The organism is Lysinibacillus sphaericus (genome assembly GCF_005217585.1).
GTDB classification, from domain to species: Bacteria; Bacillota; Bacilli; order Bacillales_A; family Planococcaceae; genus Lysinibacillus; species Lysinibacillus sphaericus.
Window position 1 is genome coordinate 151068 of record NZ_SZPT01000004.1, and the last position, 25334, is coordinate 176401.

Annotated in this window: 28 protein-coding genes; 8 read left to right on the plus strand and 20 right to left on the minus strand. The window is 38.0% G+C overall.

What is annotated here, in order from left to right; all coding sequences use genetic code 11:
* Nucleotides 1-298 precede the first annotated feature (298 nt).
* Nucleotides 299-928 carry an exosporium glycoprotein BclB-related protein gene (locus FC748_RS16910; protein ID WP_024364613.1) on the plus strand — a complete coding sequence of 210 codons (630 nt, stop codon included), beginning with the start codon at nt 299-301 and terminating at the stop codon, nt 926-928.
* 85 nt (nt 929-1013) lie between these two features.
* On the opposite strand, the gene FC748_RS16915 is transcribed toward FC748_RS16910, so the two are convergent.
* The 12 genes from FC748_RS16915 to FC748_RS16970 all read right to left on the minus strand — a co-directional run bounded on the left by FC748_RS16915 (nt 1014) and on the right by FC748_RS16970 (nt 10586).
* Entirely contained in the window at nt 1014-1526 is a 513-nt protein-coding gene (locus tag FC748_RS16915; RefSeq protein WP_025220768.1) for a YfiT family bacillithiol transferase, read from the minus strand.
* A 70-nt stretch (nt 1527-1596) separates the two neighbouring features.
* Nucleotides 1597-2271: a hypothetical protein gene (locus tag FC748_RS16920; RefSeq protein ID WP_108030789.1), complete on the minus strand. Its 675-nt coding sequence runs from the start codon at nt 2269-2271 to the stop codon at nt 1597-1599.
* 6 nt (nt 2272-2277) lie between these two features.
* Nucleotides 2278-2745 (minus strand): GNAT family N-acetyltransferase, encoded by a 468-nt coding sequence (locus FC748_RS16925; RefSeq protein WP_108030788.1) that lies wholly within the window; start codon nt 2743-2745, stop codon nt 2278-2280.
* Nucleotides 2746-2835: 90 nt separating this feature from the next.
* Nucleotides 2836-3615, minus strand: coding sequence for an alpha/beta hydrolase (locus FC748_RS16930; protein ID WP_024364617.1), 780 nt, complete (start codon nt 3613-3615; stop codon nt 2836-2838).
* The gene (locus FC748_RS16935; RefSeq protein WP_029747439.1) at nt 3612-4394 is read right to left on the minus strand and encodes an ABC transporter ATP-binding protein; all 783 of its coding nucleotides are present in this window, start codon (nt 4392-4394) and stop codon (nt 3612-3614) included. Before FC748_RS16935 ends, FC748_RS16930 begins: the two co-directional genes overlap by 4 nt.
* A gap of 29 nt (nt 4395-4423) precedes the next feature.
* A complete protein-coding gene (locus FC748_RS16940; RefSeq protein WP_193768806.1) occupies nt 4424-5419 on the minus strand; it encodes a FecCD family ABC transporter permease in 996 nt (331 codons plus the stop codon).
* 28 nt (nt 5420-5447) lie between these two features.
* On the minus strand, nt 5448-6455 hold the full coding sequence (locus FC748_RS16945) for a FecCD family ABC transporter permease (RefSeq protein ID WP_025220772.1): 1008 nt from the start codon (nt 6453-6455) through the stop codon (nt 5448-5450).
* 91 nt (nt 6456-6546) lie between these two features.
* Nucleotides 6547-7527, minus strand: coding sequence for an ABC transporter substrate-binding protein (locus FC748_RS16950; protein WP_108030786.1), 981 nt, complete (start codon nt 7525-7527; stop codon nt 6547-6549).
* A gap of 306 nt (nt 7528-7833) precedes the next feature.
* Nucleotides 7834-8667 carry an AraC family transcriptional regulator gene (locus tag FC748_RS16955; RefSeq protein ID WP_238600207.1) on the minus strand — a complete coding sequence of 278 codons (834 nt, stop codon included), beginning with the start codon at nt 8665-8667 and terminating at the stop codon, nt 7834-7836.
* Nucleotides 8658-9134, minus strand: a complete 477-nt coding sequence (locus FC748_RS16960) for a DinB family protein (protein WP_108030785.1) — start codon at nt 9132-9134, stop codon at nt 8658-8660. Before FC748_RS16960 ends, FC748_RS16955 begins: the two co-directional genes overlap by 10 nt.
* 20 nt (nt 9135-9154) lie before the next feature.
* Complete coding sequence (locus FC748_RS16965; RefSeq protein WP_108030784.1) at nt 9155-9724, minus strand: nucleotidyltransferase family protein; 570 nt, start codon at nt 9722-9724, stop codon at nt 9155-9157.
* 43 nt (nt 9725-9767) lie between these two features.
* Nucleotides 9768-10586 (minus strand): alpha/beta fold hydrolase, encoded by an 819-nt coding sequence (locus FC748_RS16970; protein WP_167492693.1) that lies wholly within the window; start codon nt 10584-10586, stop codon nt 9768-9770.
* A gap of 93 nt (nt 10587-10679) precedes the next feature.
* Between FC748_RS16970 and FC748_RS16975 the strand changes: the two genes are divergently transcribed.
* The gene (locus FC748_RS16975) at nt 10680-11135 is read left to right on the plus strand and encodes a GNAT family N-acetyltransferase (protein ID WP_108030782.1); all 456 of its coding nucleotides are present in this window, start codon (nt 10680-10682) and stop codon (nt 11133-11135) included.
* A 54-nt stretch (nt 11136-11189) separates the two neighbouring features.
* Here the strand turns inward: FC748_RS16975 and FC748_RS16980 are convergent, their stop codons facing one another.
* Complete coding sequence (locus FC748_RS16980) at nt 11190-11549, minus strand: YybH family protein (RefSeq protein ID WP_024360821.1); 360 nt, start codon at nt 11547-11549, stop codon at nt 11190-11192.
* A gap of 567 nt (nt 11550-12116) precedes the next feature.
* On the opposite strand from FC748_RS16980, the gene FC748_RS16985 reads away from it, so the two are divergent.
* A complete protein-coding gene (locus tag FC748_RS16985; protein ID WP_024360822.1) occupies nt 12117-12500 on the plus strand; it encodes a DUF805 domain-containing protein in 384 nt (127 codons plus the stop codon).
* A 185-nt stretch (nt 12501-12685) separates the two neighbouring features.
* Here the strand turns inward: FC748_RS16985 and FC748_RS16990 are convergent, their stop codons facing one another.
* A complete protein-coding gene (locus FC748_RS16990; RefSeq protein ID WP_108030781.1) occupies nt 12686-13645 on the minus strand; it encodes a proline dehydrogenase family protein in 960 nt (319 codons plus the stop codon).
* 114 nt (nt 13646-13759) lie between these two features.
* Here FC748_RS16990 and pdxR point away from each other — a divergent pair, with 114 nt between their 5' ends.
* Nucleotides 13760-15151, plus strand: coding sequence for a MocR-like pyridoxine biosynthesis transcription factor PdxR (gene pdxR, locus FC748_RS16995; protein ID WP_108030780.1), 1392 nt, complete (start codon nt 13760-13762; stop codon nt 15149-15151).
* A 139-nt stretch (nt 15152-15290) separates the two neighbouring features.
* Here pdxR and FC748_RS17000 read toward each other — a convergent pair whose 3' ends face one another.
* From FC748_RS17000 to FC748_RS17015, 4 genes are all read right to left on the minus strand, one after another.
* Nucleotides 15291-16076, minus strand: a complete 786-nt coding sequence (locus tag FC748_RS17000; protein WP_024360825.1) for a hypothetical protein — start codon at nt 16074-16076, stop codon at nt 15291-15293.
* Between the two features lie 160 nt (nt 16077-16236).
* Complete coding sequence (gene abc-f, locus FC748_RS17005) at nt 16237-17868, minus strand: ribosomal protection-like ABC-F family protein (RefSeq protein WP_108030779.1); 1632 nt, start codon at nt 17866-17868, stop codon at nt 16237-16239.
* 481 nt (nt 17869-18349) lie between these two features.
* Complete coding sequence (locus tag FC748_RS17010) at nt 18350-18730, minus strand: hypothetical protein (RefSeq protein WP_238600206.1); 381 nt, start codon at nt 18728-18730, stop codon at nt 18350-18352.
* Nucleotides 18731-18813: 83 nt separating this feature from the next.
* A complete protein-coding gene (locus tag FC748_RS17015) occupies nt 18814-19323 on the minus strand; it encodes a DNA-deoxyinosine glycosylase (protein WP_108030778.1) in 510 nt (169 codons plus the stop codon).
* 171 nt (nt 19324-19494) lie between these two features.
* Here FC748_RS17015 and FC748_RS17020 point away from each other — a divergent pair, with 171 nt between their 5' ends.
* The 3 genes from FC748_RS17020 (at nt 19495) to FC748_RS17030 (ending at nt 23215) form a co-directional block, all read left to right on the plus strand.
* Nucleotides 19495-21087 (plus strand): ATP-binding protein, encoded by a 1593-nt coding sequence (locus FC748_RS17020; protein WP_108030777.1) that lies wholly within the window; start codon nt 19495-19497, stop codon nt 21085-21087.
* Entirely contained in the window at nt 21084-21794 is a 711-nt protein-coding gene (locus tag FC748_RS17025; RefSeq protein WP_024363997.1) for a response regulator, read from the plus strand. Before FC748_RS17020 ends, FC748_RS17025 begins: the two co-directional genes overlap by 4 nt.
* Nucleotides 21795-21892: 98 nt before the next feature.
* Nucleotides 21893-23215: a CitMHS family transporter gene (locus FC748_RS17030; protein WP_238600205.1), complete on the plus strand. Its 1323-nt coding sequence runs from the start codon at nt 21893-21895 to the stop codon at nt 23213-23215.
* Nucleotides 23216-23263: 48 nt separating this feature from the next.
* On the opposite strand, the gene FC748_RS17035 is transcribed toward FC748_RS17030, so the two are convergent.
* Entirely contained in the window at nt 23264-24055 is a 792-nt protein-coding gene (locus FC748_RS17035) for a DUF2268 domain-containing putative Zn-dependent protease (RefSeq protein ID WP_025220786.1), read from the minus strand.
* Nucleotides 24056-24164: 109 nt separating this feature from the next.
* On the opposite strand from FC748_RS17035, the gene FC748_RS17040 reads away from it, so the two are divergent.
* Complete coding sequence (locus FC748_RS17040) at nt 24165-24431, plus strand: hypothetical protein (protein WP_024364000.1); 267 nt, start codon at nt 24165-24167, stop codon at nt 24429-24431.
* Nucleotides 24432-24505: 74 nt separating this feature from the next.
* Here the strand turns inward: FC748_RS17040 and FC748_RS17045 are convergent, their stop codons facing one another.
* Nucleotides 24506-25198: a polysaccharide deacetylase family protein gene (locus FC748_RS17045; RefSeq protein WP_227665478.1), complete on the minus strand. Its 693-nt coding sequence runs from the start codon at nt 25196-25198 to the stop codon at nt 24506-24508.
* Nucleotides 25199-25334 lie beyond the last annotated feature (136 nt).

Consider the following 25334-nt stretch of genomic DNA (forward strand, 5'->3'; position numbering starts at 1 on the left):
CCTCGGAGGAAAAACCATTCAATACCATGAAAATAGCCATTACAATTCCTATATGAAACGGTCCAATAAGTATTCACAATACCTATTGGACTTTTTCATGTCCACATTCCCCTCATTTACATTGATGGTTGCGTATTTTTAGCTGTGACATTTATCAAATAGACGATAGACTATCATGTTACGTCCTAAAACCTTTCTTTAGTTTTTAATGAAGATAAAAATAGCTTTATGTATGTAGTTAATAGCCCTTTTACTCTATTCCTCTATGAATAGAATAATGAAGAAAGGAGGTGTAAATATGTTCTTAAATGATCCTATGTCTAATAGCGGATGTGGTTGCTCATCTAGAGGTATGGAATGTCATGCATTAGGTCCATTTTTAGCGGTTGATGCTGCATGTATCACACCATCACAACCAGCTACAGGCGGTTCCATTATTCCATTCTCTTCTGGGGTTACACCTGTTGTGTTAACTTCTTTAGTTACTGGGCTAATCGCTACACCATCCCTTATCGGATTCGGTACTGCAGTTCCTGGTGTAACGCTTGTAGGTAACACGCTTGACTTATCAGGCGTTGTAACAGAAGCATTTACAGTACCACGTGCTGGTAGTATTACAGGTTTATCTGCATCATTCTCTGCTACAGTTGCCATTGCTCTAGTGGGCTCTACTACAGTTACTGCGACAATCTATCGTGCACCTGCTGGAAGTACGACTTATACTGCTACAGATGCTACAGTTAACTTAGCTCCAGCATTTACAGGAGCAATAGCATTAGGTGCTACAGCGTTTGGTTCAGGCAGTTTTGCACCGGTAGCAGTTTCTGCTGGTGACAAACTAATAATGGTGTACTCAATCACTACAACTGGTGTAGCTGTTGCACAAGTATTAACTGGTACTGCAAGTGCAGGTATAACAATTGTATAATTTGATACATGTTTAGTAGCATGCATTAACAAAAAAATTAAGAGGCGACTTTCTCTCAAATGTGAGAAAAAGTCGCCTATTTTATCTATTTTGCAAGAGCATTGTGTATATGCGCAAGATGATGCTTTCCATGCCATGCATACAGAGCGAGTGCTTTTTCAAGCGTCATGAACCCGTTGTCTGGATGGTGAAATGCACTTTGTAATTGCTCATCGGTTAAACTTGTCAGCAAATAGACCCAACGTTCGTGTAAACTTTCTAGCAACTTGTAGGAAGTCGCAACTGGCATATCTGAATCAGGGAGCATTGCCCAATGTTCTTCGTTATAGGGCTTAATTGTCGGTGTATCTTCAGTTAAAGCTAACTTAAAGCGAATAAAACTATTCATATGACTATCCGCTAGATGATGGACTAATTGCGTGACTGTCCAACCGTTCTCTCGATAGGATTTTGCTAATGATTGTTCACTTGCTCCACTTAATGCTTCCGCTAATTGCCTCGGCAATAGACGGACATCATCAATCCATTTCTGTACATGCTGTGCGGTCACTACTTCTGGAAATCGAAATTGTCCAATTGGATAGCGTAAATCGTTCATTTAGCTCGCCCCCGTTTCTATTTCTAAATTCATTATACTACCAATTTAAAAGTTTCATTTCATTTTCATTTTATTTTTTATCAGGATTTGCACATTTTGTATCAACGAGTCTCCAAAATTCCACTAACGATAACAATGGGTGTGTAATGGCTACACCGAACTCCTCTTCAAATTGTTGTGCGGCCTCAACCATCGAAAGCTGTGAAACAGCAATCCGCAGCCCATCATTCATTATTTCCCGGAAATATTGGATAATTGCATTGTTATACGCTGCCTTATTCCCTTGCATAATGAGGTCAAATGTATTGTCTAGTACCTTCACCTGGACATTGATGGCCTTCTTATGGCGCTTCGCATATTGGTAAAGTCTCTCCATCGTTCCATCTACCGTTGCAGGGTTTGTAAAAAGAATAAATTGGGGCTGCGTCTCTTCACATATCATTTGAAAAAAAGGTTCATCCATTTTTATAATCGGTATAGATAATGACAGTTGCTCTTCTTTTAACAATGCAATGTAATTTGTACATGTAATCAAAATGACATCGATATTACAGCTTGCTATCCACTCCAATTGCTCTTTTACCTTTAAGGACAAATGATCAGTACCCTTTGTCACATGCTGAATGAGTCCCGGGTCAACAAAGTGCACTAGCTCTATCTCTTGAAAACCATTAAATGCTTGCTCTATGTAGTCTATATTTGAATGATGTGCATGCAAACAGCCTATTCTTTTTTTCAAATACATGCCCCCCTACAGTGTCTTCTCCATTGTTACAATAGGAAGCGAAATACCGTTAAGATTTTCTGCCATCGTTTCTTTCGTAATAACATATCCCAATGCACGATACAATGCAATATTACGTGGTACACTCATACGGACTTTACATTTGCTTACACTTTTGCCTTGAGCACGCGCATAATTTTCAACTTCAGCTATTAACATCTTGGCCAAACCTTGACCTTGCTTTTCCGGAACTACAGATAATCGGCAGAAATATATCCCCTCATCATTCAATGTAAATCGAACCATCGCGACAGGTTCATTTTCCATATAACTAATAAAAGCTTGCTCGCCATTTTGTAGTGCCAGTTCAATTGAGCTCACTGTTTCGCTTAATGCGCTAGACGGCGGTGTTGCATGTTCATATTCTTTAAAAGCTTGCATCATGACTTTATGCACTATGTGTGCATGTTGACTATCTGCTAAAATAACGCCCACTTATATCACACCTTTTTTGATTTTAAATACATATTATTGTATTATTATCCAAAAGTAAACCGCATTACCTAAGATAATGCGGCTGTAAAATTAATTTTTATGCACAAAGCGTATAGCTCTACTCATAACAGTAGGGACTACAGATGCATGGTTTTCGCTTAATGCCTCATAAAAGACTATGTCCATTACTTTCTCTAACTGATCCGCTATTTGTCGCGCATCTTCTACCATAAACGTTTCCAGTTCTCCTACGCCAATAAATATGGTTTCCTTCACATGTTGATGCGCTTCCATAAAAGCCTTTACTCTAGCAAACAACTCATGTTCATTCCACCAGATTGAGGGGCTAATAGCGATATAATGTTGGTAACTACCTCTATTATTTAATAATTGCCATAGTGCGAAATAACCTGCTAACGAATGACCAAATAATGTTTGTTGCTGTTCATTTACATGAAATTGTGCAGAAAGTCGCGGCTTTAATTCCTCCTGTAAAAAGCGACTAAAGTTTTCTGCCCCTCCATGCTGATGATAACCTTTGCCTTTAAATCTGGCAGGATAACTATACGTTTTTGCAGGTGCTGTAAAGTCGTAGAAACGGCGTTCATGCATATCAGCTAGATGACCGATACCGACAACAATGGCAGGTAATACTCCCGTTTTAGGTGCGTTACGACTTTGTAGACGGATGGCTTCCTTCACGTACTGGAAATAGGACGAACCATCTAATACATAGATTATAGGAAAGCCTTCTTTAGGTGCTTGCCCTTGAGGGACATAAACATTTATCGAATACGTATAATCTGTAAACATCGACGTCATTTCATAGCAAAAAAAATCAGATACACTGTCTACTTGTCCAACAATCATTTGTCTCCCTCCTTTAACACATCATAGCCATAACATACAGGGGTGTTTGTTGCTGGATCTTCCATAATTCTCGCAGAAATATTAAATACCTTGCGCATCACATCCGCGCATAAAATTTCCTGTGGAGTACCTGTTTCCACTACAACACCTTGACGCATAGCGATTAAATGGTCTGAATAGCGCGCTGCATGGTTAATATCATGTAAAACCATCACAATCGTACAGCCATGTTGTTCATTTAAATTTTTTACGATATCAAGCACTTCTAGCTGATGTGCCATATCCAAATAAGTCGTGGGCTCGTCTAGCAACAAAATACTCGTTTCTTGCGCCAATGCCATTGCTAACCAGACACGCTGTCGTTGCCCTCCTGAAAGTTGTGCGAGTTCACGACTGCGATACTCCAATGTATTTGTAACTGTTAAGGCCCACTCAATCATTTTTTCATCCTTCTTCGTTAAACGATTGACATTATGACGATGTGGATAACGACCGTATGCAATTAGCTCCTCTACCTTTAACTGTCCTGGTGCAATCGGTGTTTGGGATAAGATCGCTAACTTTTTTGCAATTTCTTTGGTCGATAAATTTTGCATATTTTGTTCCTGCAAATAAACGATTCCCTGTTGCTTCTTTAAAATGCGCCCAATTGTTTTCAATAATGTTGATTTGCCACAACCATTTGGTCCTATTATCGTTGTCACTTTGCCCTCTTCTATCGTTAAATTCAACCCTTCAAATACACGGACATGCTCATAACCTGAAGATAAATTTTCCATTCTAAATGCAGTTTGCACACGATTTCCCCCTAAGCTTTTGACTTTACTAACAAATACAAAAAGTAAGGTATACCAATAATGGACACAACAATGCCTACAGCCAACTCTGAAGGTGCAAACACCGTCTTACCAATAAAGTCTGCTAGCACTAGTAAACAAGCCCCTATAAGCGCACTTACCGGCATAACATAACGATGTTGAATACCGACAAGCTGTTTCGCAATATGTGGCGCCATTAACCCTATAAAGCCTATACTCCCCGAAACGGATACACAGGCACTCACTAAGCCGACACTCGCCAATAATAACTTCATTTTTTCCTTTTCCAGCGCTATGCCTAAGCTCGTAATACTGTCTTCTTCCAATTGAAAATAATCGAGTAAATACGATTTTCGATAAACATAAAAACCTAACAATAGGAGCCATGGCAACATCGACACGACAAAAATCCAATTGGCATTGTAGATAGAACCAGCCATCCAAACGGCAGCAGACTCATAATCTTGTGCATTCATTTTTAATGATAGAAACAACGATAACGCGCCAAAACCACTATTAATAGCAATCCCTGTTAAAATCAAACGTTGCATATCTAAATGACCATTTTTCATCGCAAAGGAGAAAATTAAAGCCGCGGCCATCGTACCACCAACAAAACCAAAAATCGGCATCATTAAAATGGATAACCAGCTACTGATATCCGCTGTGACCACACGTAACTGAAAGAAAAACATAAAAATAACAACTGCTGCACCCGCGCCAGCATTAATGCCTAAAATTCCAGGGTCTGCTAAGCCATTGCGTGTAATACCCTGTAACACGACTCCCGCCATTCCTAGCCCTACCCCAACAAGTGCCGCGATGACTATTCGTGGGAGACGAAATTCAAAAATAACAAGATCAAATTTCGGGTTGGGTTCAATTCGCAAGAGTGTTTTTAGTACATCCATTACGGACATATCAAAAACACCATTTGTCAAATGGAGATAGCTTGTCCCTAAAATTAATAAAAGAAGTATAGTGATGACCGTAATGACTACACGGGAAGCTCTACTATGCACGCTTTTCACCTCCGTGCTTACGAACTAAATATAAGAAGAATGGAACACCGACCAGTGCAGTTAATACACCAATGGGCGTTTCGAATGGATAATTAACGAAACGACTGAGCACATCGCAAAGGGCTAAGAAGAATGCACCTATTAGTGCTGCACATGGGATAATAAAACGGTAATCCACGCCAACAAGAAAACGTGTAATGTGTGGAATAACAAGCCCAACAAAAGCAATTTTTCCTACAAGTGCAACCGCAGTTCCTGTTAAACATACGACGGCGAGCATACTAACCATTTTTACTGCTTTTGTTTTTTGTCCGAGACCTATAGCAATATCATCACCTAATGCGGTGATTGTAATGGCCCTTGCCGAAAATAACGCCAGCATTAGACCAATTAAGCCAAAAGGAATGGATAGTAAGAGCATACTATTGTCGACCATATGTACCTTTGTGTTATACCAAGCGCTAACCGTTTGTGATACTTGGAAATACATTGCAATCGCTGTCGCTATACTACTTAAAAATGTCCCTATAACCGTCCCTATAATGGCTAATCGAACTGGCGATAGCCCATCTCGAATAAGGGAACCGAAGCCGAAAACAATGCCAGCACCTAATGCTGAGCCGAGCATCGATAGCAATATCATTTGATAGTTTGGGAGTCCAGGAAAGAATACAATGGCTAATGTAATAACAAAGGCTGAACCATCGTTAACGCCCATTAAGGATGGCGATGCTAAATAGTTTCGAGTAATACCTTGCATAACTGCACCCGCTACTGCTAAAAACGCACCTACTAGCAATACGGCGCACATTCTAGGCATACGGCTAGTCCTTATAATTTGGTGGTCAATATTTGCAGGATCAAATACTGTTATGGCTTGCCACACTGTTAAGGCACTAATATCCTTTGTCCCGTACATAATAGACATTAAAGCCACAATCGCAATGAGGAAAGGTGAAGCTACCAATATAGAAAATGATACTATGTTTGTTTTTTTCAACTGCGACACCTTTTTCTATTTATTCGTTATCTTATGAAAAGGCTGGTAATAGCCCGGTGATTCCACCAATTCTACTACCAGCCTATTTCATCTATTTAAGTAATTTCTCCGTTGCAACATCTAGGAATTTCACTTTAGACCAAGCAGTACCACCTTGAGCTAGAGGCTCAATGGCATTAACAAAAATTTGTTCATTTTTAGTTGCCTTTAGGCTTGCAAAGATTGGGTTTTTTTGCAGATCTTCTAATGCTTTCGGAGCATCTGTATTTTCAGATTCCTCAAATTGCAGGAAAATTGCATCCGGGTTGATATCCGCTAACGTTTCAAGTGAAAGTTCCGCTTGTGCCTTCGTCGTTGTTACGATTTCAGGAACTGGTGCCCCTAAGTCTTCATAAAGCACAGGATTTAAGTAAACACCCGCAGGATAGATATACATAACGCCACCACGCAAACGAACAATTAACACCTGTTTGTCTGCTAGTTGCTCTTTTGATTTCATTTGAGCATCGGCAACCTTCGTTTCATAGTCTGCAATGATTTTTTTAGCATCCTCTTCTTTCCCAGTAAGCTGTGCGAGCAATGTTAAGTTTTCCTTCCAATTTGTTGAAATATGCGAGTAAGGAATCATTGTTTGAATTTTATTGAGCTTTTCCGCCGTTTCTTCTGGGAACTTGGATGTCCCAATAATAACGTCAGGATCCAGTGCTAAAATGGCCTCTGCATTTGGCTCCATTTTATTGCCTACAAGTTGGGCTCCTGCTAATTCCTTTGTAAGATAGGATGGAATTTTGCCACCAATATCGAGTACACCCACTGGTTTAATATCCAGCATTGCAGCATCTTCCATAGACTCTAAACTTGCCGCTACAATATTTTCTACCTTTGCTGGTAGTTCATACGTTTCGCCTAAATATGTAATGTTCTGTGTTGTTGCTTGTTCTGTTTGTGTTTCTGTAGAACTTGTAACCGCTTCATTTTTTACTGCTGTAGACTCTGCCGCTTTATCGGTATTACAAGCAGCAAGGGATAGTGCTAAAAGTGCAGGCGCACACATTTTGATATATTTATTCACATTAAATCTCTCCTCATCATGGTCATCTATCAACGATAATGATAATCATTTTCATTAATAAGTCAATAGCAATCCACTAATTAATTGATAGTCATTATCATTTACGTGTTCTATCCTACCAAAGAGAAAAATAGTTGTGAATGGACAATTTCGTTTTCTATATGGACTTTTGCCGAAAATAATTATCAAAAAGCCTGCACTAAAAAAGAAAAAGTGTTAGATTGACTGCAATCAATCTAACACTTTTGTTGCGCGCAGGTGTACTGGCGATTCATGTGCTTTTATTGGCGGTTTCCCTCGTCTGCTTTATACATATTTGGCTTCTTCCATCATTAATTTTCGAAATGCTGTTGGAGACATGCCTGTGTTTTTTTTAAATACCCGACTAAAATAAAAGCTATCAACATAGCCTACACATTCAGCAATTTCTGCCACCGTAAAATTGCAATATCTTAGCAAGTCTTTTGCCCGCCGTATGCGATATTCTGTTAAATAGCTACTTGGATTCATGCCCGTATGTTGTTCAAAAAGATAAGCTAATCTTCGACGCTCGACACCGAATGCTTCCGCAATATTGGATACCGATAGTGGTCTCGCATAGTACTCGTGTATGTATTGAACGACTTGTTCCATCATTTCATTTGCCGAGTCAAGAATCTTCATCTTTGCTGAAATTAAGATAGCTTCCACTAAATTCATAAATATTGCCTTAGATTTCAAAATCGCCATACTCCCTGGCATGGCATAGCTTTCTTTTAACTGTTGTACAAGATTAATAATATTTGAATAATCTCCAGTATGAATGGCAAAATGCTGATTGGCTAATGCGAAAGGCACCATGTCTTTTGATGGTATATAATGAACCACTGCGTACTCCCATATCTTATCGCCAGTCGCTTGAATTTCAATTGGCATTTGTGGTCCTGCATGGACAACCATTCCAGGCACCATCGCATAGGGTGTCCCATTAAAACTAAAAGACGCACTTCCAGCTAATGGGAAAACTAAACCACATTTCCCAGGCGCAGTAGTACGTCCTGTATCCTTTCGTCCTGGTTCCATTGTATTTGTGAAAATATCAACAAAATTGACTGTTGCTTGTGCATAATAATCAATGATTTGATTTATATTTATATCCATTGCTTTTCACCTAGCACACTTTGTACTTGTAAAAAATGATGCTGATCATGTTCTACCAATCCAGCAAAATAGCTGTAAAGTGTAAGTTCAGAGCAACCAATCTTAAAACTTTGTTGCCACTGTTGATCCGGTAAATCGTGAAGCGCTTGTAACAGTAAACGCCGACACTTCAACAATGTCTGTACTATTTGCGCTTTGCTTTGTAAGCGGCTACTACTTGCAGCTTGAGCATTCATCTGTTCTACATTTGGCCCCTTTGGTAGCTGATTTTTTGAAAATAAAAAGGGCAAACGTTCGTTTAATACAAATTGATCCCAAGGAATTAGATGTCCAATAACCTCTGCTACTGTCCACTTCCCTTGCTGGATTGGCATGCGCCACTGTTGCTCCGTAACATCTAACAGGTGCTCTAACCACAATATAGATTTTTCATAATGCATAAGTATTTGCTTTTTTTCTTGTTGCAATCTCTTTTCGCCCCTTTAGCCTATCGTGTCGTTATAAATAGTTTTGGCCAGTTAGATTGCCACTGTTTATTATAAATTCTCTTTTGATAAATCTCATGTAAATGTGTATGTTTATAAAAAAAGGGGGTCGGTGCCACAATACCCGACAGTAAATACTGTATGCCATAAGGTGCAGCCAATTCCAGTACACCTTTTGTAAGCCTTACACCAATCGCTGTTGGGATTTCTGGAAAATGTGCCATGCCATCAACGGAAGATTGATAAGGTTCACTAGCGTTTACGATATGCATTCTCGCCTGATTTTTCACAGACCACGGTTCTTTTGGTAAAAGTTCCAATAAACGCTGTTCATATTGCTTCTCTTGTTCTTCTGAAATTAGCTGCTTATCAAAATAAATAACATCAATATCCGCTAAGGGCGTTCTGTCTTGATAGTCATGTAAATAATCCCACACCTTGGAACGAATAAAGCCAGCACAAACCCAACTGTCGGGTAACTGTTGTTGTTCCACACAGCGCAAAATTTCCATCATCCACGTATCAGATTCAATCAACGTTATTAAATCTCTTTCTGTTCGTAACCTTTTCATGTAATTTAAACCCCTATTTTAAATGTACAGCTTCGATTATTCTTTAGCCATTATTATTAGCAAGCCATGCAGTTATTTTTTCTGCTACCTTCTCAGGTGCATCGCGGAAAATATCATGCCCTGCATTCGGGACAGGCTCTACCTGAACATTGCTTACTTTTGCTTGGAAATCCGCTATACTTTTATTTCTTACTTGTTCCAGTTCAATAGGTTTTGTAGCACTTACCAATAAAGTTGGACACTTCACATGCTGAAGTTTGTGACGAATGGGTTCAGCATCAAGCCCTTTAATTAGCGATTGTGCTGTAAACGTGGAAAGAGCTAATCTAATTTCGCCATCCAATGCTTTTACTTGTGCACGCGAAGCAGCTTCCAGTTCAGCAGACCAGCGCGAAAGCTCCTCTTTTTCCGATTGAAAAAATTCATCCCAAGAGGAGAATCTAACATCGTTACAGAAACTTTCAATGTTCTGCAACTCCATTTCTACTGTCATCCCCATATCTTGTGAACTTAAATAGCCACCATCTAATAAAATAAGACCAGCTATTTGCTTTGGAAAAGTAGCTGCGTAATGTAAAGCCAAATCTGCACCTAAAGAATGTCCGATAAGATAAAATTTTTTATTACCTAACTTTTGTGTTAGCATCTTTTCGATTAATGCTATTACATTTGATGGGAGATAAGCCGCTTCTTCTGTCAAGGCTGATGCATACCCATGTCCAGGTAAATCAAATGATACGATATGATGTGCTGGTAAATAATTTGCTAGTTCGCCAAATGCTAGACCTGTACTACCAAGACCGTGAAAAAAAACTAAAGTGGGATGTTGGGCGTGTCCCCATTGATAGATTTCTTGCTGCAAGTTTATAGCCTCCCCAAGTTATTATTGCTTATTGATGTTTCCATTAATTACAATAATAACCGTATCTATTAACTTTTCAAAGGGGTGGCGAAAATGAAGATTATTTCCATACGCAAGGAGCCAAGCTATGCTGAAATGGCGACCCGTTATATTCAGAGCAAATGGGCAAGTGAGGAAAATATGATGCTCTATGAGGATTGTATTGCCCATTGCATCGATGCACAGGTACCGCTCCCACAGTGGTATGTATTAATGAATAATGATGAAATCATCGGCTGTGCTGGTTTAATTACCAATGACTTTATAAGTCGGATGGATTTATATCCTTGGGTCTGTGCGGTGTATATTGAGGAAAGCCATCGTGGTCATGCCTATGGTGCATTGCTATTAGAGCAAGCTAAGAAGGATGCAAAGCAACATGGTTTTCCACAGCTCTATCTTTGTACAGATCATATCGGTCTATATGAGCGCTATGGCTTTTCCTATATCGGTACTGGCTATCACCCTTGGGGAGAAAGCTCTCGCATTTATGCGGCAAAGCTAGATTAAAAAGGGTGCTAGGCAATTGTCATTGCTACTAATTCAAGTGGTTTTAAGGTCACCTTAGCTACTTAAATGTTCGTGAATAAGTTTCCACTCATTATTCATAACAGTAAAAATATTCGTTGCTCTCCCGCTACCTGATACAAATGTGCCGTTGTGATAGCCTTCATAATGGTATGTATAGATACATGTAGCGGCATTTTCATCAGCAGTAAGCCATTGTACATTGGTTGCACGATAAACCTCATCTTGAATAACATGCCATGCATGCTTGAAATAAGCTTCTATTTCTTCTAGCGACGTGCATGTTCGATCCGTAAACCAATAAACCGCCTGTGGATGTAATAATGCTTTGACGTTGTTAAAATCATGTGTATTTGTTGCGTCAATATAACGTGATAAAGCTTGTTGATAGCCCATTTTTATACCTCCTTCTGCGAAGTTGTGTAGGGTATAACTGAGTTGTGTTCTGACAAAGTAGTTACTTGTTCAAGAATTATTCATTCAACAATTTTTTACTGTTGATACTAAAACTCATTTTTATTCTTCGTTCTCTGTTTTCATGTACCTCTTCGCCTTAAACTAGTTTAAGCTCAATTTTACTATCACCATCTACTTCTAAATAACCATTTTACTATATAGCAAAGAAAAACATGAGCACTAGAAACGGTTTTCTAACCATGTATCTACTGTAATAGATACATGGTATTCTAGTAGTTCTTCAACATTATTCTAATTGACTTATATTGTATTTAGTATAACATATAATACATATTAAGGAAAAAATGCAACCTATTTCATAACAAGCATTATTAAGATTAAGAAAGAAGTTGATTTATTGAATTTCAACCATTAAAAATAATGATTAACAACCTTTGGGAACAACAACAGTGAAAAGTCTTATGTTAGATGAATCAATTAAATTCTCTATACATCCTTCTCTCTTAAATATAAACTATTTTAGATTTCTAGTAAGGAGACATTTTGATGAAGTGGTTTGTACATGCCTTGAAGAACACATTCAATTTTAGTGGTCGCGCTCGACGACAAGAATATTGGATGTACTACCTTTTCGGAATTATTATTTCATTTGTAATAGTAATGATTGAAGAGATGCTAAATCTCAAATTTTCACCAGAGGTGGGAATACTCAGCACGTTGTTTGGAATAATCTTTATGATTCCTAGTTTGTCTGTGACGGTCCGCCGTCTTCATGATATAGGGCGCAGTGGAGCATGGATTTTAATCATTTTCATCCCCTTTGGAGCAATCGTACTATTTGTATTTACAGTGCTTGATAGTCAGCCACAGACAAATCGTTGGGGTCCAAGCCAAAAACCTTTACAGTCGGATTCTTCATATAGTGTGTGAGTATCTACATAGTCTAAACATACTTGCAAAACATAATATTCTATGAACATATGAGCGTCCTTGCGGTTGCACGGGCGTTTAACGATACATATTATTCTATAACGTCATTGTAAAATCCCATCCATTCAATGCACTTTTCTCCTATGTTTCAACTTTCAAAACACCCTCTGAAATAATTTGTTTCATCAATAGCCTTGATTGCTATCTAGTAATGATGTACTTAACATATCTGTTACTGCTAAATATAAGTTTTCTGGGTTTTCAGCAAGACGATGACACAAGTATAAATACCACTCTTGCCCATATGGCAGATATACCTTACAGTTATATCCCTTTCGCTGTAAACTTCGAATTAAATCTGGACGAATGCCATAAAGCATCTCGATTTCTACATTTGATTGGTGAAAATAGTGACGTTGTTCCATCTCTTGTATAAGGGCTTCATCATGGGTTGCTATTGAAAAAGGATGATTCCACTTGATTAACTGATCTATAAATTGTAGATAGCGACGATTCAATGCTTCTGACCTCTCCATCGCAATAGTACTTGGCTCTTGAAATGCCCCTTTGACTATTCGTATCTTTCCAGGATATTGAACAAGCTCTTGTAAATCCATTTCAGTGCGGTATAAATGAGCTTGTACGGTTATTCCGATATTGTCGTATTGCGCCGCTATCTTTTTATAAATGTCGAGAATAGCATCTGTCTTTGAAGATTCCTCCATACTAACCATTAAAATAATGCCATGCGTATTAGCATGCTGAACAAGTTGAAGCAAGTGTTTATAAGCAATTTCCTTGTCTATAGACAGTCCTATATGCGACAAATCAAACGATACGGTTTGCTTCAAAGACAGCGTACCCATTTCATCAATTAGCGTCATAAATTCCTTCACAGCCTTTTGACATTCCTCAAGATGCACAGTATTTTCGCCTATAAACTCCAGTGAAACTTGATAATCTTTCGCTAATAAATTTTCTGCTACAGCAATGGCGTCTGCTCTAACTTCCCCTGCCACATATCTTTTTGCGGCTTTCAACAATAATGGATACAGCTCTTTCGATTGTTGAAATGCATCTTTCATTTGATTATTTCTTGCAGCCGACTTCAATGCTTCCATAACTAACTCTTGTGGTTTTTTCATCTATTCATCTCCTGTGTATTATTTAAAATTACTCTATCATGGTAATATTGGTAAAAATAGAGCCACTTATTATACATTTTGACGGTACCAATTTTAAGAAGGAGTATAGCAAACATGTTATGGATACCTATAAATAGAGCGTTAGATATACCATTAAATAAACAGGTCTATCGACAAATTCGTGAAAAAATTTTAAATGGAACATTACAAGGCGGGGAGAGATTGGCTTCAACACGTAAACTTTGTTCTGAATTAAATGTTTCCAGAAATGTCATATTAGAAGCCTATGAGCAACTCGTGGCAGAAGGGTTTTTAGTTTCCCATAGAGGCTCAGGTACATTTGTTGCAGATGGCGCCCACTTAACTCTATCTAGCAAAGAAACTGTTCAAAAAAAGATAGAAGACAAAACAACAGCACCAAAAATTGATTTTCGTTCGGGCATACCTGCGTTAGACTTATTTCCCCGGAAAACATGGGCTAAATTATCCCATAATATCTGGAACGATACGAATCCTGCCATTTTTGGTTACGATCAACCCGAAGGTCGATATGAATTAAGAGAAGAATTAGCCAACTATTTACTAAGAACGAGGGGTGTTGACTGTCATCCAGATCAAATTGTTATCACCTCAGGTGCTACACAAGCATTGACTGTTATCACTCGATTATTTTTGTTAGCAAATGATGTAGCGATTATGGAAGACCCCATTACAAATGATATTCAAACGATATTTAAATCTTCTGGAGCTTCTATTTATGCTATTCCTGTCGATCAATGCGGTATGCGAACAGCCTTACTACCTCAAGATCGACAGCCAAAATTCATCTTTATTACCCCTTCTCATCAGTTTCCATTAGGGGGTACTTTACCAATCCAACGCAGAATTCAATTAATAAACTATGCAAGGCACAAAGAATGTTATTTGGTAGAGGACGATTATGATAGTGAATTTAGGTATGAAGGTCCTCCTGTAAGTTCATTGCAAGGATTAGACCCCCATCGTGTGCTTTACATTGGATCTTTTAGTAAAATTCTTTCACCCGCATTAAGAATTGGTTATTTGGTTCTCCCAATAGACCTTGTTGAAAAATGCCGTCAGCTTAAATGGTTTTCTGACTTACACACACCTTCGATAGATCAGCTTATTCTTGCTCGTTTTATTAAAGAGGGTTACTTAGAACGACATATTGCAAAAATGAAAAAGTATTATAAGAATAATAGAGATTTTCTTATCGATTGTTTACATACAACTTTTTCAAATAAAATAAAAATTTTAGGCTATTCCACTGGATTGCACCTCGTTGTAGAAATGCAAAACATTCATTTCTCAAGCGCATTACTCCAAAAAATCGAGCAATTTGGTGTGAAAGTATATCCCGTAGAAGATCATTCCATTAGTAAAGGGAAACATAACAATCAAATTATTTTAGGATTCGGACATTTAAAGAAAGATGAAATACAAGAAGGCATAACGCGTTTATTTCGTGCAATCTTTCATAAGTAAAAAGAAATGAATGCTCTTAACACCAAGTTCGCATAACTTGTCGCATTTGAATTGGTAAAATGCATAATTAACATGGCTATTACAAAAGCTAATAAGTCATTAAAAACCCCTGAGCGTACTTGCGCTCAGGGGTTACTTATTATTGCTTAAAAGCTGTTGCCATTGCAAGTGCCTTCATCGGGTCCTTAATGGAATCAAGCGTATAGACAAGCTTTCCATCCTGCCATACGATTAAGTTTCCTGTTTTATAAACATCTAAATGTACCATACCGTGTTCGTGTGGGATTGGAAGTGTATGGGATTCTAAATATTGTACTGCTTGTTTTGCCAGCTCTACTCCAGCTTCTGGATTATCTGTTCGGGTATGAGTTGCTATTGCCCATCTTCCTTCATTCCAACCAATCCATAACGAGCCTGCGCCTGCATCCTGATAACCAGTCATATTGAAGCCAAGCGGAACTTGTTGCCCTCCATTTTTACTAAATTCTTCATAAGCAATCTGTTCGCTTGCCTCATCTATACTGTCATAGAGCTTTACAGTAAGTTTGGCAATCGCAGTTGCGGCCGTTGCATTTTTTAGCTTTACATCATTAACCGGAAGATACTCTTTACTTTCTAGAAATAGAACTTCAGCTTGTTGTTCTTCACTTTTAGTTGTTGCGGTTAAAAAAGCTCCTTCCGTTAGTGGAACATTCGTTGGCAAAACAATGGCTAGTTTTGTTCCAAGTTGCTCCTTTATTGTTTTCAATGCTTCTGCCTGCGTTAAAGAAGAGACTGTGTCTTTAGATGTTGTTTCAGAAATACAAAGTTTATTTTCGTTCCATTGATGGTCTTGTTGTGTATCTTGCTTACTATTCGTATCTCTTTCAGTACATGCGCTAATGATACTAATCGTTAGTATAGTTATAAAAAATAATTTTTTCATCTAGACACCTCAATATTTGCTTTTTATCTATTACGTCCTAATTTTTCGAGTGTGCCCGAAGATTTATGACATTCATAAGAGTCTCCAACTTATAAAAGCGAGCAATTGTTTACTGAAATTACGTTAATGTTCCCCACTTTTTGCTGTCTTAAACGTCAAACTAGCGGAGTTCATTAATTTGCTTCGTCAACTCATTAAATTTCCGATCAAGCACAGCATATTCCTTATCTTTGGCGGTTAGAAAGCTAAGTTTGCCAAGTATTTCTTGTCTTTCATTTTCTAACTTTAGCCGTTGTGCACTTGTATCATTTTGTTGCTGTGGTATGCTCTCTCTCCATTTTTTCACGATTCCTTTATTTTCAAGCTGCCACACAATATTTGTTGTTTTCTCAATAAAATAGCGGTCATGCGACACAACGAGCAATGTACCTGTATAGAGCTCCAACGTTTTCTCTAATTGCTCTCTTGAAGGCAAATCAAGATGATTCGTTGGCTCATCTAAAATTAGAACATTCTTTTCTTCTAAAATATACGCCATCAACTTACACTTCACACGCTCGCCCATACTCATATTGCCAATAGGTGCTGTCCAATGACTTGCAGTAAACCCTAAATGTTTCATGACATTGCGGACTTTCCCTCTTTCCTCGAATGTCTCCTTGTGAAAATATTGCTCTGGTGTAAGATTCAATGGCAAATCGAATACATCCTGCGTTAAATAGCCGATAGTAGCTGCCGGTGAAATCCACAGATCACCATCTGCTTTTTCTTGTCCTGTCAGCACCTTCAATAAAGTCGTTTTGCCACTACCATTTGGACCTGTAATGGCAATTTTATCACCAAATTGTATTGTCATTGTTAGATCTTGAAATATAAGACGCTGACCAAAAGATTTTGTTACATGCTTACATTCTAAAAATCGTTTGCCTACTCGCTGCTTTGTCTCTACTGAAAACCGCACTTCCTCTTCTTGCTTAGGCGGCTCAACTTTGTTCTTTGCTAACTCTTTTTCCAAGCGCTTTTTCTTTGATTTTACTTGTGCATCCATTCGTTTTGCTTTTACTCGGTAAAACTCTTTAAAGCTCTCCTGCTTGGTCGATTGTGCATGTGCCTTTTGCGACCAAGAGGATAGCTCGTTCATCTGCGCTTCAATCCGTTCAATATTCTTTTGCTGCTTATCATAGGCGCGTTGTTGCGCTAGCCTTTGTTGCTCTCTAGCCGCTATATAACTTGTATAATGCCCGCTATGTTCGAGCAGTTTACCATCTTCCAAAGACCATATTTTAGTGGCAACTTCGTCTAAAAAATAACGATCATGAGAAACAACAATAATTGTACCATCATATTTTTTTACTTGAGCGATAAGCATCGCTGTACTTGTTTCATCTAAATGATTTGTCGGTTCATCCAACAGTAGTAATTGCGCATGTTGTGAAAAACCTCTTGCTAGTCGCCTTTTCAACTTTTCTCCACCGCTTAATGCTGCAAACTCGATGTTTGGTACATGCCATTTGGCAAGTAAATCCGCTTCTTCTGCGCTTACTTCCCAACTGTCGATAGTTGCTTGCTCTTGTTCCACATAGGCCATTTTAACATGCTGCAACGGCACTAGCTGTCCTGCCGTAGGAGTTAGGATGCCTTGAATAAGCTGTAATAATGTCGATTTGCCAGCTCCATTCTTTCCTATAATACCAATGACTTCGCCTTGTTTTACTGTTGCCGTCACCTGTTCAAAAATCCGTATGTCTCCTACCTCATACTGTACATTCTGTATTTTTAAAAGTTCTTTCATTTCATCCGTTCCTCTCTATATAGAGGGACAAAAAAATCCCTCCAATTATTTTGGAAGGATTAGTCGCGAAATATCAAACACAAAAAAGCTCAATGTTTGAGCCTTATTATGAGATGCTCCAATACTAAAAATGCCACACCAAGCGCGTTCGTACGGTAATTTGCATTTTTAGTATACGTTCAACAATAGCAGGCGTTTGAGCCTACAATCGTGCACTTTATGGAAAATGGGCAGACTAATCCTATTTTTGATTCATTGAAATATACATTTCATGTGCAAAAAATAAGATTAGTTAATCATTAGCCACCCATCGTCCCTTCATGTTTAGTTACAATTATTGTAACATCAATTACTTAAAAACAGAATACATTCGCTTCGCATTTTCATCTCGCGCCTTTTAGAAAATCGCTATGGCACAATGCCCACTTAAATTTCGGCAGTTTTCTACATGCTCCATTCGAATCCCTACGATTTAAATCCATTATCTAAAACATTCAAACGAAAGAATATGGTCTCTTGTTAATGTACGGAAACGCCATCCATATCTATTACTCCATCGGAATCCCGCAATAAATTCTCTACCTATGACTGTAGGGAAAAACCAAAAATTCCTTCCGTTGTTCATCCATAAATACGTGTTTCTAAATAAACACGATTGAATGCCATTTGAGCCACCATGCCACGCGGGCATAGGTGGAGCAAAGTTTGGTGGAGCACTCATTGGCATTTGCCCAGAAGACGGTGGTCCAAAGTTTGGTGGTTGGCCCATATTTGGTGGTGGTCCAACTGGCGGAATACCTGGAACATTCCAACTCGGACCTCTGAAATTTTCCCCATAATTATTATTTGGATATAAATTCAATACAAACTCCCCCCTTTTACATATTTCACTATATGTAAGGGGGCGAAAGTCGCTTGAGCAATTAGCCTACCATATGATCTCGTTTACGTTAAATACGATTGCATCACTCGCCAATCCGCTAACTTTTCGTCGAAGGATTTTATATTTTTTCCAGGGATTGGGCTAGTCGATGGCATCTTTTGATAGGCTCGTCCATCTAAAACCTCAACACCAATATGCTTTTTAAACACTTCAAAAGCTTTCCCACCATTAAAAAGCACAAGTTCTATATTTGGATACTGTTTAAAAAGCGTTTTAAAATAATTTGGTTTTTCATTGCGAATGGCGGCATCTAAGCTACCCTTGCGCTCACACGATTCGATGGTATCCCAAAGACCAATCCCATTTTCCTTTAGCAACTCTATTCGCATTTTATAATCTTCCGGTATTGTTCTATTTACTATTTGCCCAATAATAGCCCAAAAGTGATTGCGCGGATTGCCATAATATTGCTGTTTCTCTAATGAGAGCTTTCCTGGCATTGAGCCAACAATAAGCACCTTTGTTGAAGCATCAACAACAGGTGGCAGTACATTTTTCACTTCATTTGACATAGCCATCACCCCTTGCTTTTATTGTAACGCTAAGTATTTACAGCAAAATTCTTTTTATGATTAATTTAGCCACTATAAAATGACTCGAACTCTTTATTTGGTGTATGCTATTCTATTCCCAAATACGCTCTTTTTACAAGATGGCAAACGAAAACTATCTAGAGGTGAAATATGAGAAGTTTATTCCAGTCTCTAACAGTTAAAATGATTTTTTTAATGTCGATTTTAATTTTAATGATATGTGGGCTCTTTATGTATCTATTGCAAGAACATATACGTGATACAACAGAAAAGCAAATAGGCGTGGAAGCATTGAATATTGCTAAAACAATCGCTTCTATGGAGGAGATTATTACAGCATTCGAGCATGAAAATCCAAGTGACATTATCCAACCAGTCGTCGAACCTTTAAGAGAGGAGATAAATGCAGCATTTATCGTAGTTGGCAATGCACAAGGTGTTCGTTATTCCCATCCCGCAAAAGATCGAATAGGACATCCCATGGTCGGTGGGGACAATGATGCTGCATTACTAAATAAACAAGCCTATATTTCTAAAACGGTTGGTTCCTTAGGTGAATCAATCCGAGGTAAAGCCCCTATTATGATAGACGAAAACATTATCGGTGTTGTTTCTGTCGGTTTTTTAACCGCGCATATCGATACAATCATCAAAGACCATCTTATGAAGTGGCTCAATTACACAATTATTATTCTCTTCATAGGTATACTTGGGGCAATCGCCATCTCTCTTTATATTAAAAAATTATTATTTAATATGGAACCAATCCAAATTGCTAAATTATATCAACAAAACAAAGTGATTTTAGAAACGACTGAAGAAGGGATTATTGCTGTCGATCATTTAAATCAAATTACCACTATTAATAAAAGTGCATACGGAATGCTAGATTCTACTCACAATCAATCCATTTCAGCATGGATGGGAACTAAAATCGAGCACATTTTCACACCTAAAATCGTTGCAGAACAACATATTCATAACTTAGAGCTAACACTCAATGAACATATTATCATCTTAAATAAAGCGCCTTTAGTGGAAAAGAAAAGGAAAATAGGTTCTTTATATACATTTAGAAAAAAAGTAGACATCCAAAAAATTATTGATGAACTGAAACAAGTCAAACAGTATGCCAATATGCAACGCGCCTATACACATGAATTTGCGAATAAGCTTCATATTATTCTAGGTTTGCTATTTTCTAAACATTACAATCAGGCAATTGAGTACATTAAAGAACAACGAAATATTCATCTTAAACATCAAGCTTTTCTAAATAATAATGGCACATCCCCTCTACTCCTAGCATTAATTCAAGGGAAGCTGGCAGAAGCAACGGAACTGGGCATTAAACTCGAGCTGAAGGAAATTCCCCCATCTATGAAATTATCTAAACTTCAGGAGGATGCTATTCTTACAGCACTTGGCAATGTTCTTCAAAACGCTATTGAATCTTTAAAAAACTTGCCGTCCTCCGATAAAATAATTCAATTATCTATTAACGATTATAAAAATCATTATTTATTGGAGATTCAAGATAACGGCCCCGGTATTGACCACAAGCTGACCGATAAAATTTTTGCGAAAGGTTTTTCAACAAAGGAAGGCTTAGATCGAGGACATGGCCTAACAATCAGCAAAAAAGCTCTCGAAAAAATAAATGGAGATATTTTATTAGATGCTGGAGATTTATCAGGAGCGTGCTTTTTAATAATCGTTCCTAAAGGAGGTAAGCGCTTATGACAACAGCCTGCACAAGTGTATGGATTATAGAAGATGACTTTAGAGTAGCAAACATTCATGCAGATTATGTTCATACAATAGGTGGTTTTACCGTTACTGAAAATTTACGGACTGGGCAAGAAACGATTGAAAAGCTAAAACAATCCACCAACTTACCAGCGATTATTTTAACCGATTTGTATATTCCTGATGTCGAAGGGAGCTCTTTAGTACACCATATACGGCATCATTATCCTGCCATCAACATAATCGTTATTTCTGCTGCAACAGAAAGAGATTTAATAAAAGATGTCATAGATTTAGGCATTTTAGATTACTTAATTAAACCTTTTGAACAACAACGACTTCATCAAGCGTTTAAAAAATATTTGCATACATTTCATTTATTTCGACACACATCAAACTTCACGCAAGTTGACCTTGATTCCATATTTTATCGTGAATCTACTGCTACAGAAGATACCTTTGTAAAAGGCATTGATTTACACACATTACAAGCAGTTAAAGAGGTCTTCGAAAAAATAAAAACCAAGGAACTTACAGCCTCACAATTGAGTGAAATCATCGGTTCTAGTCGTTCAACTGCCCGCCGCTATTTAGAATACTTAGTTGGTGAACAGTTTTTGTACATCAAACCGATATACGGAACAATTGGTAGACCTGAAAGAAAATATATATACTATGGAACTTATGAACAAAATGAATAGTATGTATCTTATCTAACTTATGACCATATTATTCCCTCCCTATTTACAGCATGCTACCTTTTAGTAGTCAGAATACTCAATTAAAGGGAGGGGTTTTTTTGAGCTTAAGTATCCTTGGTTTCATCACCATTATCGTCATTATTGCCTTATTAATAAGTGGGCGTGTCTCGCCGCTTGTTGCAATGGTTATTCCACCGATAATCGCTACTTTTATCGCTGGCTTTCGTTTCGAGGAATTAGGGGAATTCTTTAGTTCCGGACTAAGTTCTGTGATGAACGTAGCGGTAATGTTTATCTTTGCTATTATCTTCTTTGGTATTATGCAGGACGTTGGATTATTTGAGCCATTGATCAACAAAATGATTGCGCTTACAAAGGGGCGTATTGTTGTCGTTGCTATTGTAACTGTACTAATTGCTGTTGTGGCTCAACTAGACGGGTCTGGTGCTTCTACATTTTTAATTACGATTCCAGCACTATTGCCTTTATATTTACGCTTGCGCATGAATCCATACTTATTACTTTTATTAATTGCTGGAGCTGCAGCAGTGGTGAACATGGTTCCTTGGGGAGGTCCATTAGGGCGGGTGGCTTCCGTGTTAGAGGTGGATATCACTGAACTTTGGTATCCGTTAATACCCATTCAAATCATTGGTGTTCTATTAATGTTAGCTTTAGCCTTATACCTTGGCTTTAGAGAAAAGCACCGTATTCTGAAGCAATACGGCACACTTGATTTTACGCATGACGACCAACATATTACACAAGGTGTTGTGTCATCCGAAGTAGACCTATCTTTACGACGACCAAAACTATTGTGGGTGAATGAAGTAATTGCTGTCATGGTAATCGGGGTTTTAGTCGCGGGTATTGTACCGGCAGCATTAGCCTTTTTAATCGGGGTAGCTATTGCTCTGCCCATTAATTATCGTACACCTAAAGAACAAATGGAGCGCGTGCGGACACATGCTCCGAATGCGTTAACGATGGCGTCGATTATTATTGCAGCGGGCTTATTTTTGGGCATACTAAATGGCACAGGCATGTTAAATGCTATTGCCAATAATGCTGTCAATATTTTACCGGCAGGACTATCATCTTATTTGCATATTATTATCGGTATATTAGGTGTACCCTTTGATTTATTATTAAGTACGGATGCCTATTATTTCGCCTTGCTTCCTGTAGTTGAACAGATTGGTTTATCTTTTGGTATTGACTCTCTCTCCACTGCATATGCCATGATTATTGGTAATATTGTCGGTACGTTTGTTTCACCACTTGCCCCTGCTGTCTGGTTAGCTTTAGGCTTATCTGGTTTAGAGATGGGAAAACACCTAAAATACTCTTTCTTTTGGATGTGGGGTTTAAGCATTGTTTTACTAGGCATTGCAATAGCAATAGGGATTATTACCATTTAAATTAGCAGTAACCAGTTGTCGATTTGTGTATCGACAACTGGTTTTTAGTTATACCGAAAATATAGAACCCTTAAGTATTTCTTCAGAATGTTTTTCATGTAACTTATTTGATGCATGCTTTTGTATATATGTTCGGACCATTTCATAACCAATACAGTATCCTATATGTGAAGGAAGCCTCCCACCATATAAAAACTCAATATGATGATCTAAACCTTTAACATTCATGTTAGGCAAAAAGTATGTCTTCCATATAGCTAACATTTTGTCCGTAGAATAATCTTTCAACCAAGGCGCTAACCATTTGGCACCGTATAATTCCTCCACTGCACATTCCGCTAAGCCCTCTATAATTAATGAATCTAATAGCGTTACTTCCTCTAATGATTTGTTTAAGTAGTGCAGTCGACAAACATGATTATACTCATGTGCAAATAACGCCTGTAACTCTTGCCTTTCTAATTCTCCTATAAATAAAAATAGAGCATCTGGATAGGCAACTCCATTTTTATTTGTGACACTTTGCTCCTGTGTTAGAGGAAAAATATAGATGGGTATATCAGGACCGCTCCATTTCTTCTTTAAATAGAACAATTCCTCTCGTATAATTTGCCAAGCATTTTGCGCTTGCAGGCTTTTTATATCGATATTTTCATGCGCTCGAAACAACCCTTGTTGTTGTAGTTCAAATTGGATTTGTTGTGGCGTTCCACCTTTAAAATGGTCTAGTAATCGGCTACAAAGAATCGTACATTGTAAATCTTCAAACTCTCTACTATGCTTCAATTTCCGACTAGTTTTGAACTCATGTAGCCAATCATCTGTTGATATTACCGACATTCACGCACCCCCTTACGATAGCTTATGTTTCCAATAGACAATCGGCTAGTGATAAATGTATGCAACGGCATATATTAACTTGTAAGGACGTAGAAAGGAGGAGATTCTTGTGAATCCAACTGATTGTTATAATCTTTGCTGTAAATATCACGGTAAACGTGTAAGAATTACTGACACATCTGGCAATGTTCATGTTGGAAAAATAACGAAAGTGGATAGAAAACAGGTATGGGTTCTACCTGATAGACAATATAGAGGATACGGCTTAGGTCTTTGGGGTTGGGGATTTAGACCAGGATTTGGCGCTGGACTTGGCATTGGTTTTGCATTTGGAGCAATTGCTGGTATTGCGTTGGCACCTTTATTATTTTTCTAATCTATAAATACCTAGAATATCCGCTTCTTATAGAGAAAAATAAGCCATTTCAATATAATGAAATGGCTTATTTTTTATTGAATTTTCTCTTGTTGCTGCTTTTTTTCAATTAATTCTGATACTGTTACAAATGTATAGCCCTGTTTTTTTAAGGTTGGTATGATTTCTTCTAGGGCTTTAATCGTTTGAGTGCGGTTGCCGCCTCCATCATGAAACAAAATCACATCTCCTGGTTTTGTTCCCCCTAACACCTTTTGGACGATTTTATTCGCCCCTGGCTCTTTCCAATCCTGTGTATCTTGATGCCAAGACCACATGACTACTTTATAACCGTTGTTTACAGCAGTATTGATCATCTTTTCAGTATAATTGCCACCCACAGGACGGAATAAAACAGGAGAAAAGCCAGTAATACTATAAATCATCTGGTTTGTCTGCCTTAGTTCTTCCTGTAAATCAGGAATTGAAACTTTATACGGGTGAGAGTACGTATGATTGGCTAATTCATGCCCCTCTTTATAAGTTCGTGAAACAAGCTCTGGATACTTTTCTGCATTTTGACCAATAATAAAAAATGTAGCCTTTGCTTCATACTTAGCTAAAGTATCTAGTATTTTTGCGGTGTATTTTGGATGTGGACCATCGTCAAAAGTTAAGGCAACGATTTTATCCTTTGTATCTATATCCCAAACAACTTCACCAGTCTTCTCATATTCACTACGTCCTTTTTCTGCAGAGGTACGCATGTCTGTTAAACATATCGACATGAATAATAAGCAAACCGTCAAAAACAATACATTTTTACGTATCACAGTATCACCTCCCATGTTTCATTCGCATATTTCAGCTCATCTTACTATTTACGAAAGCCGCTAAATTATACTATTGAGGTGCTACCTGTTT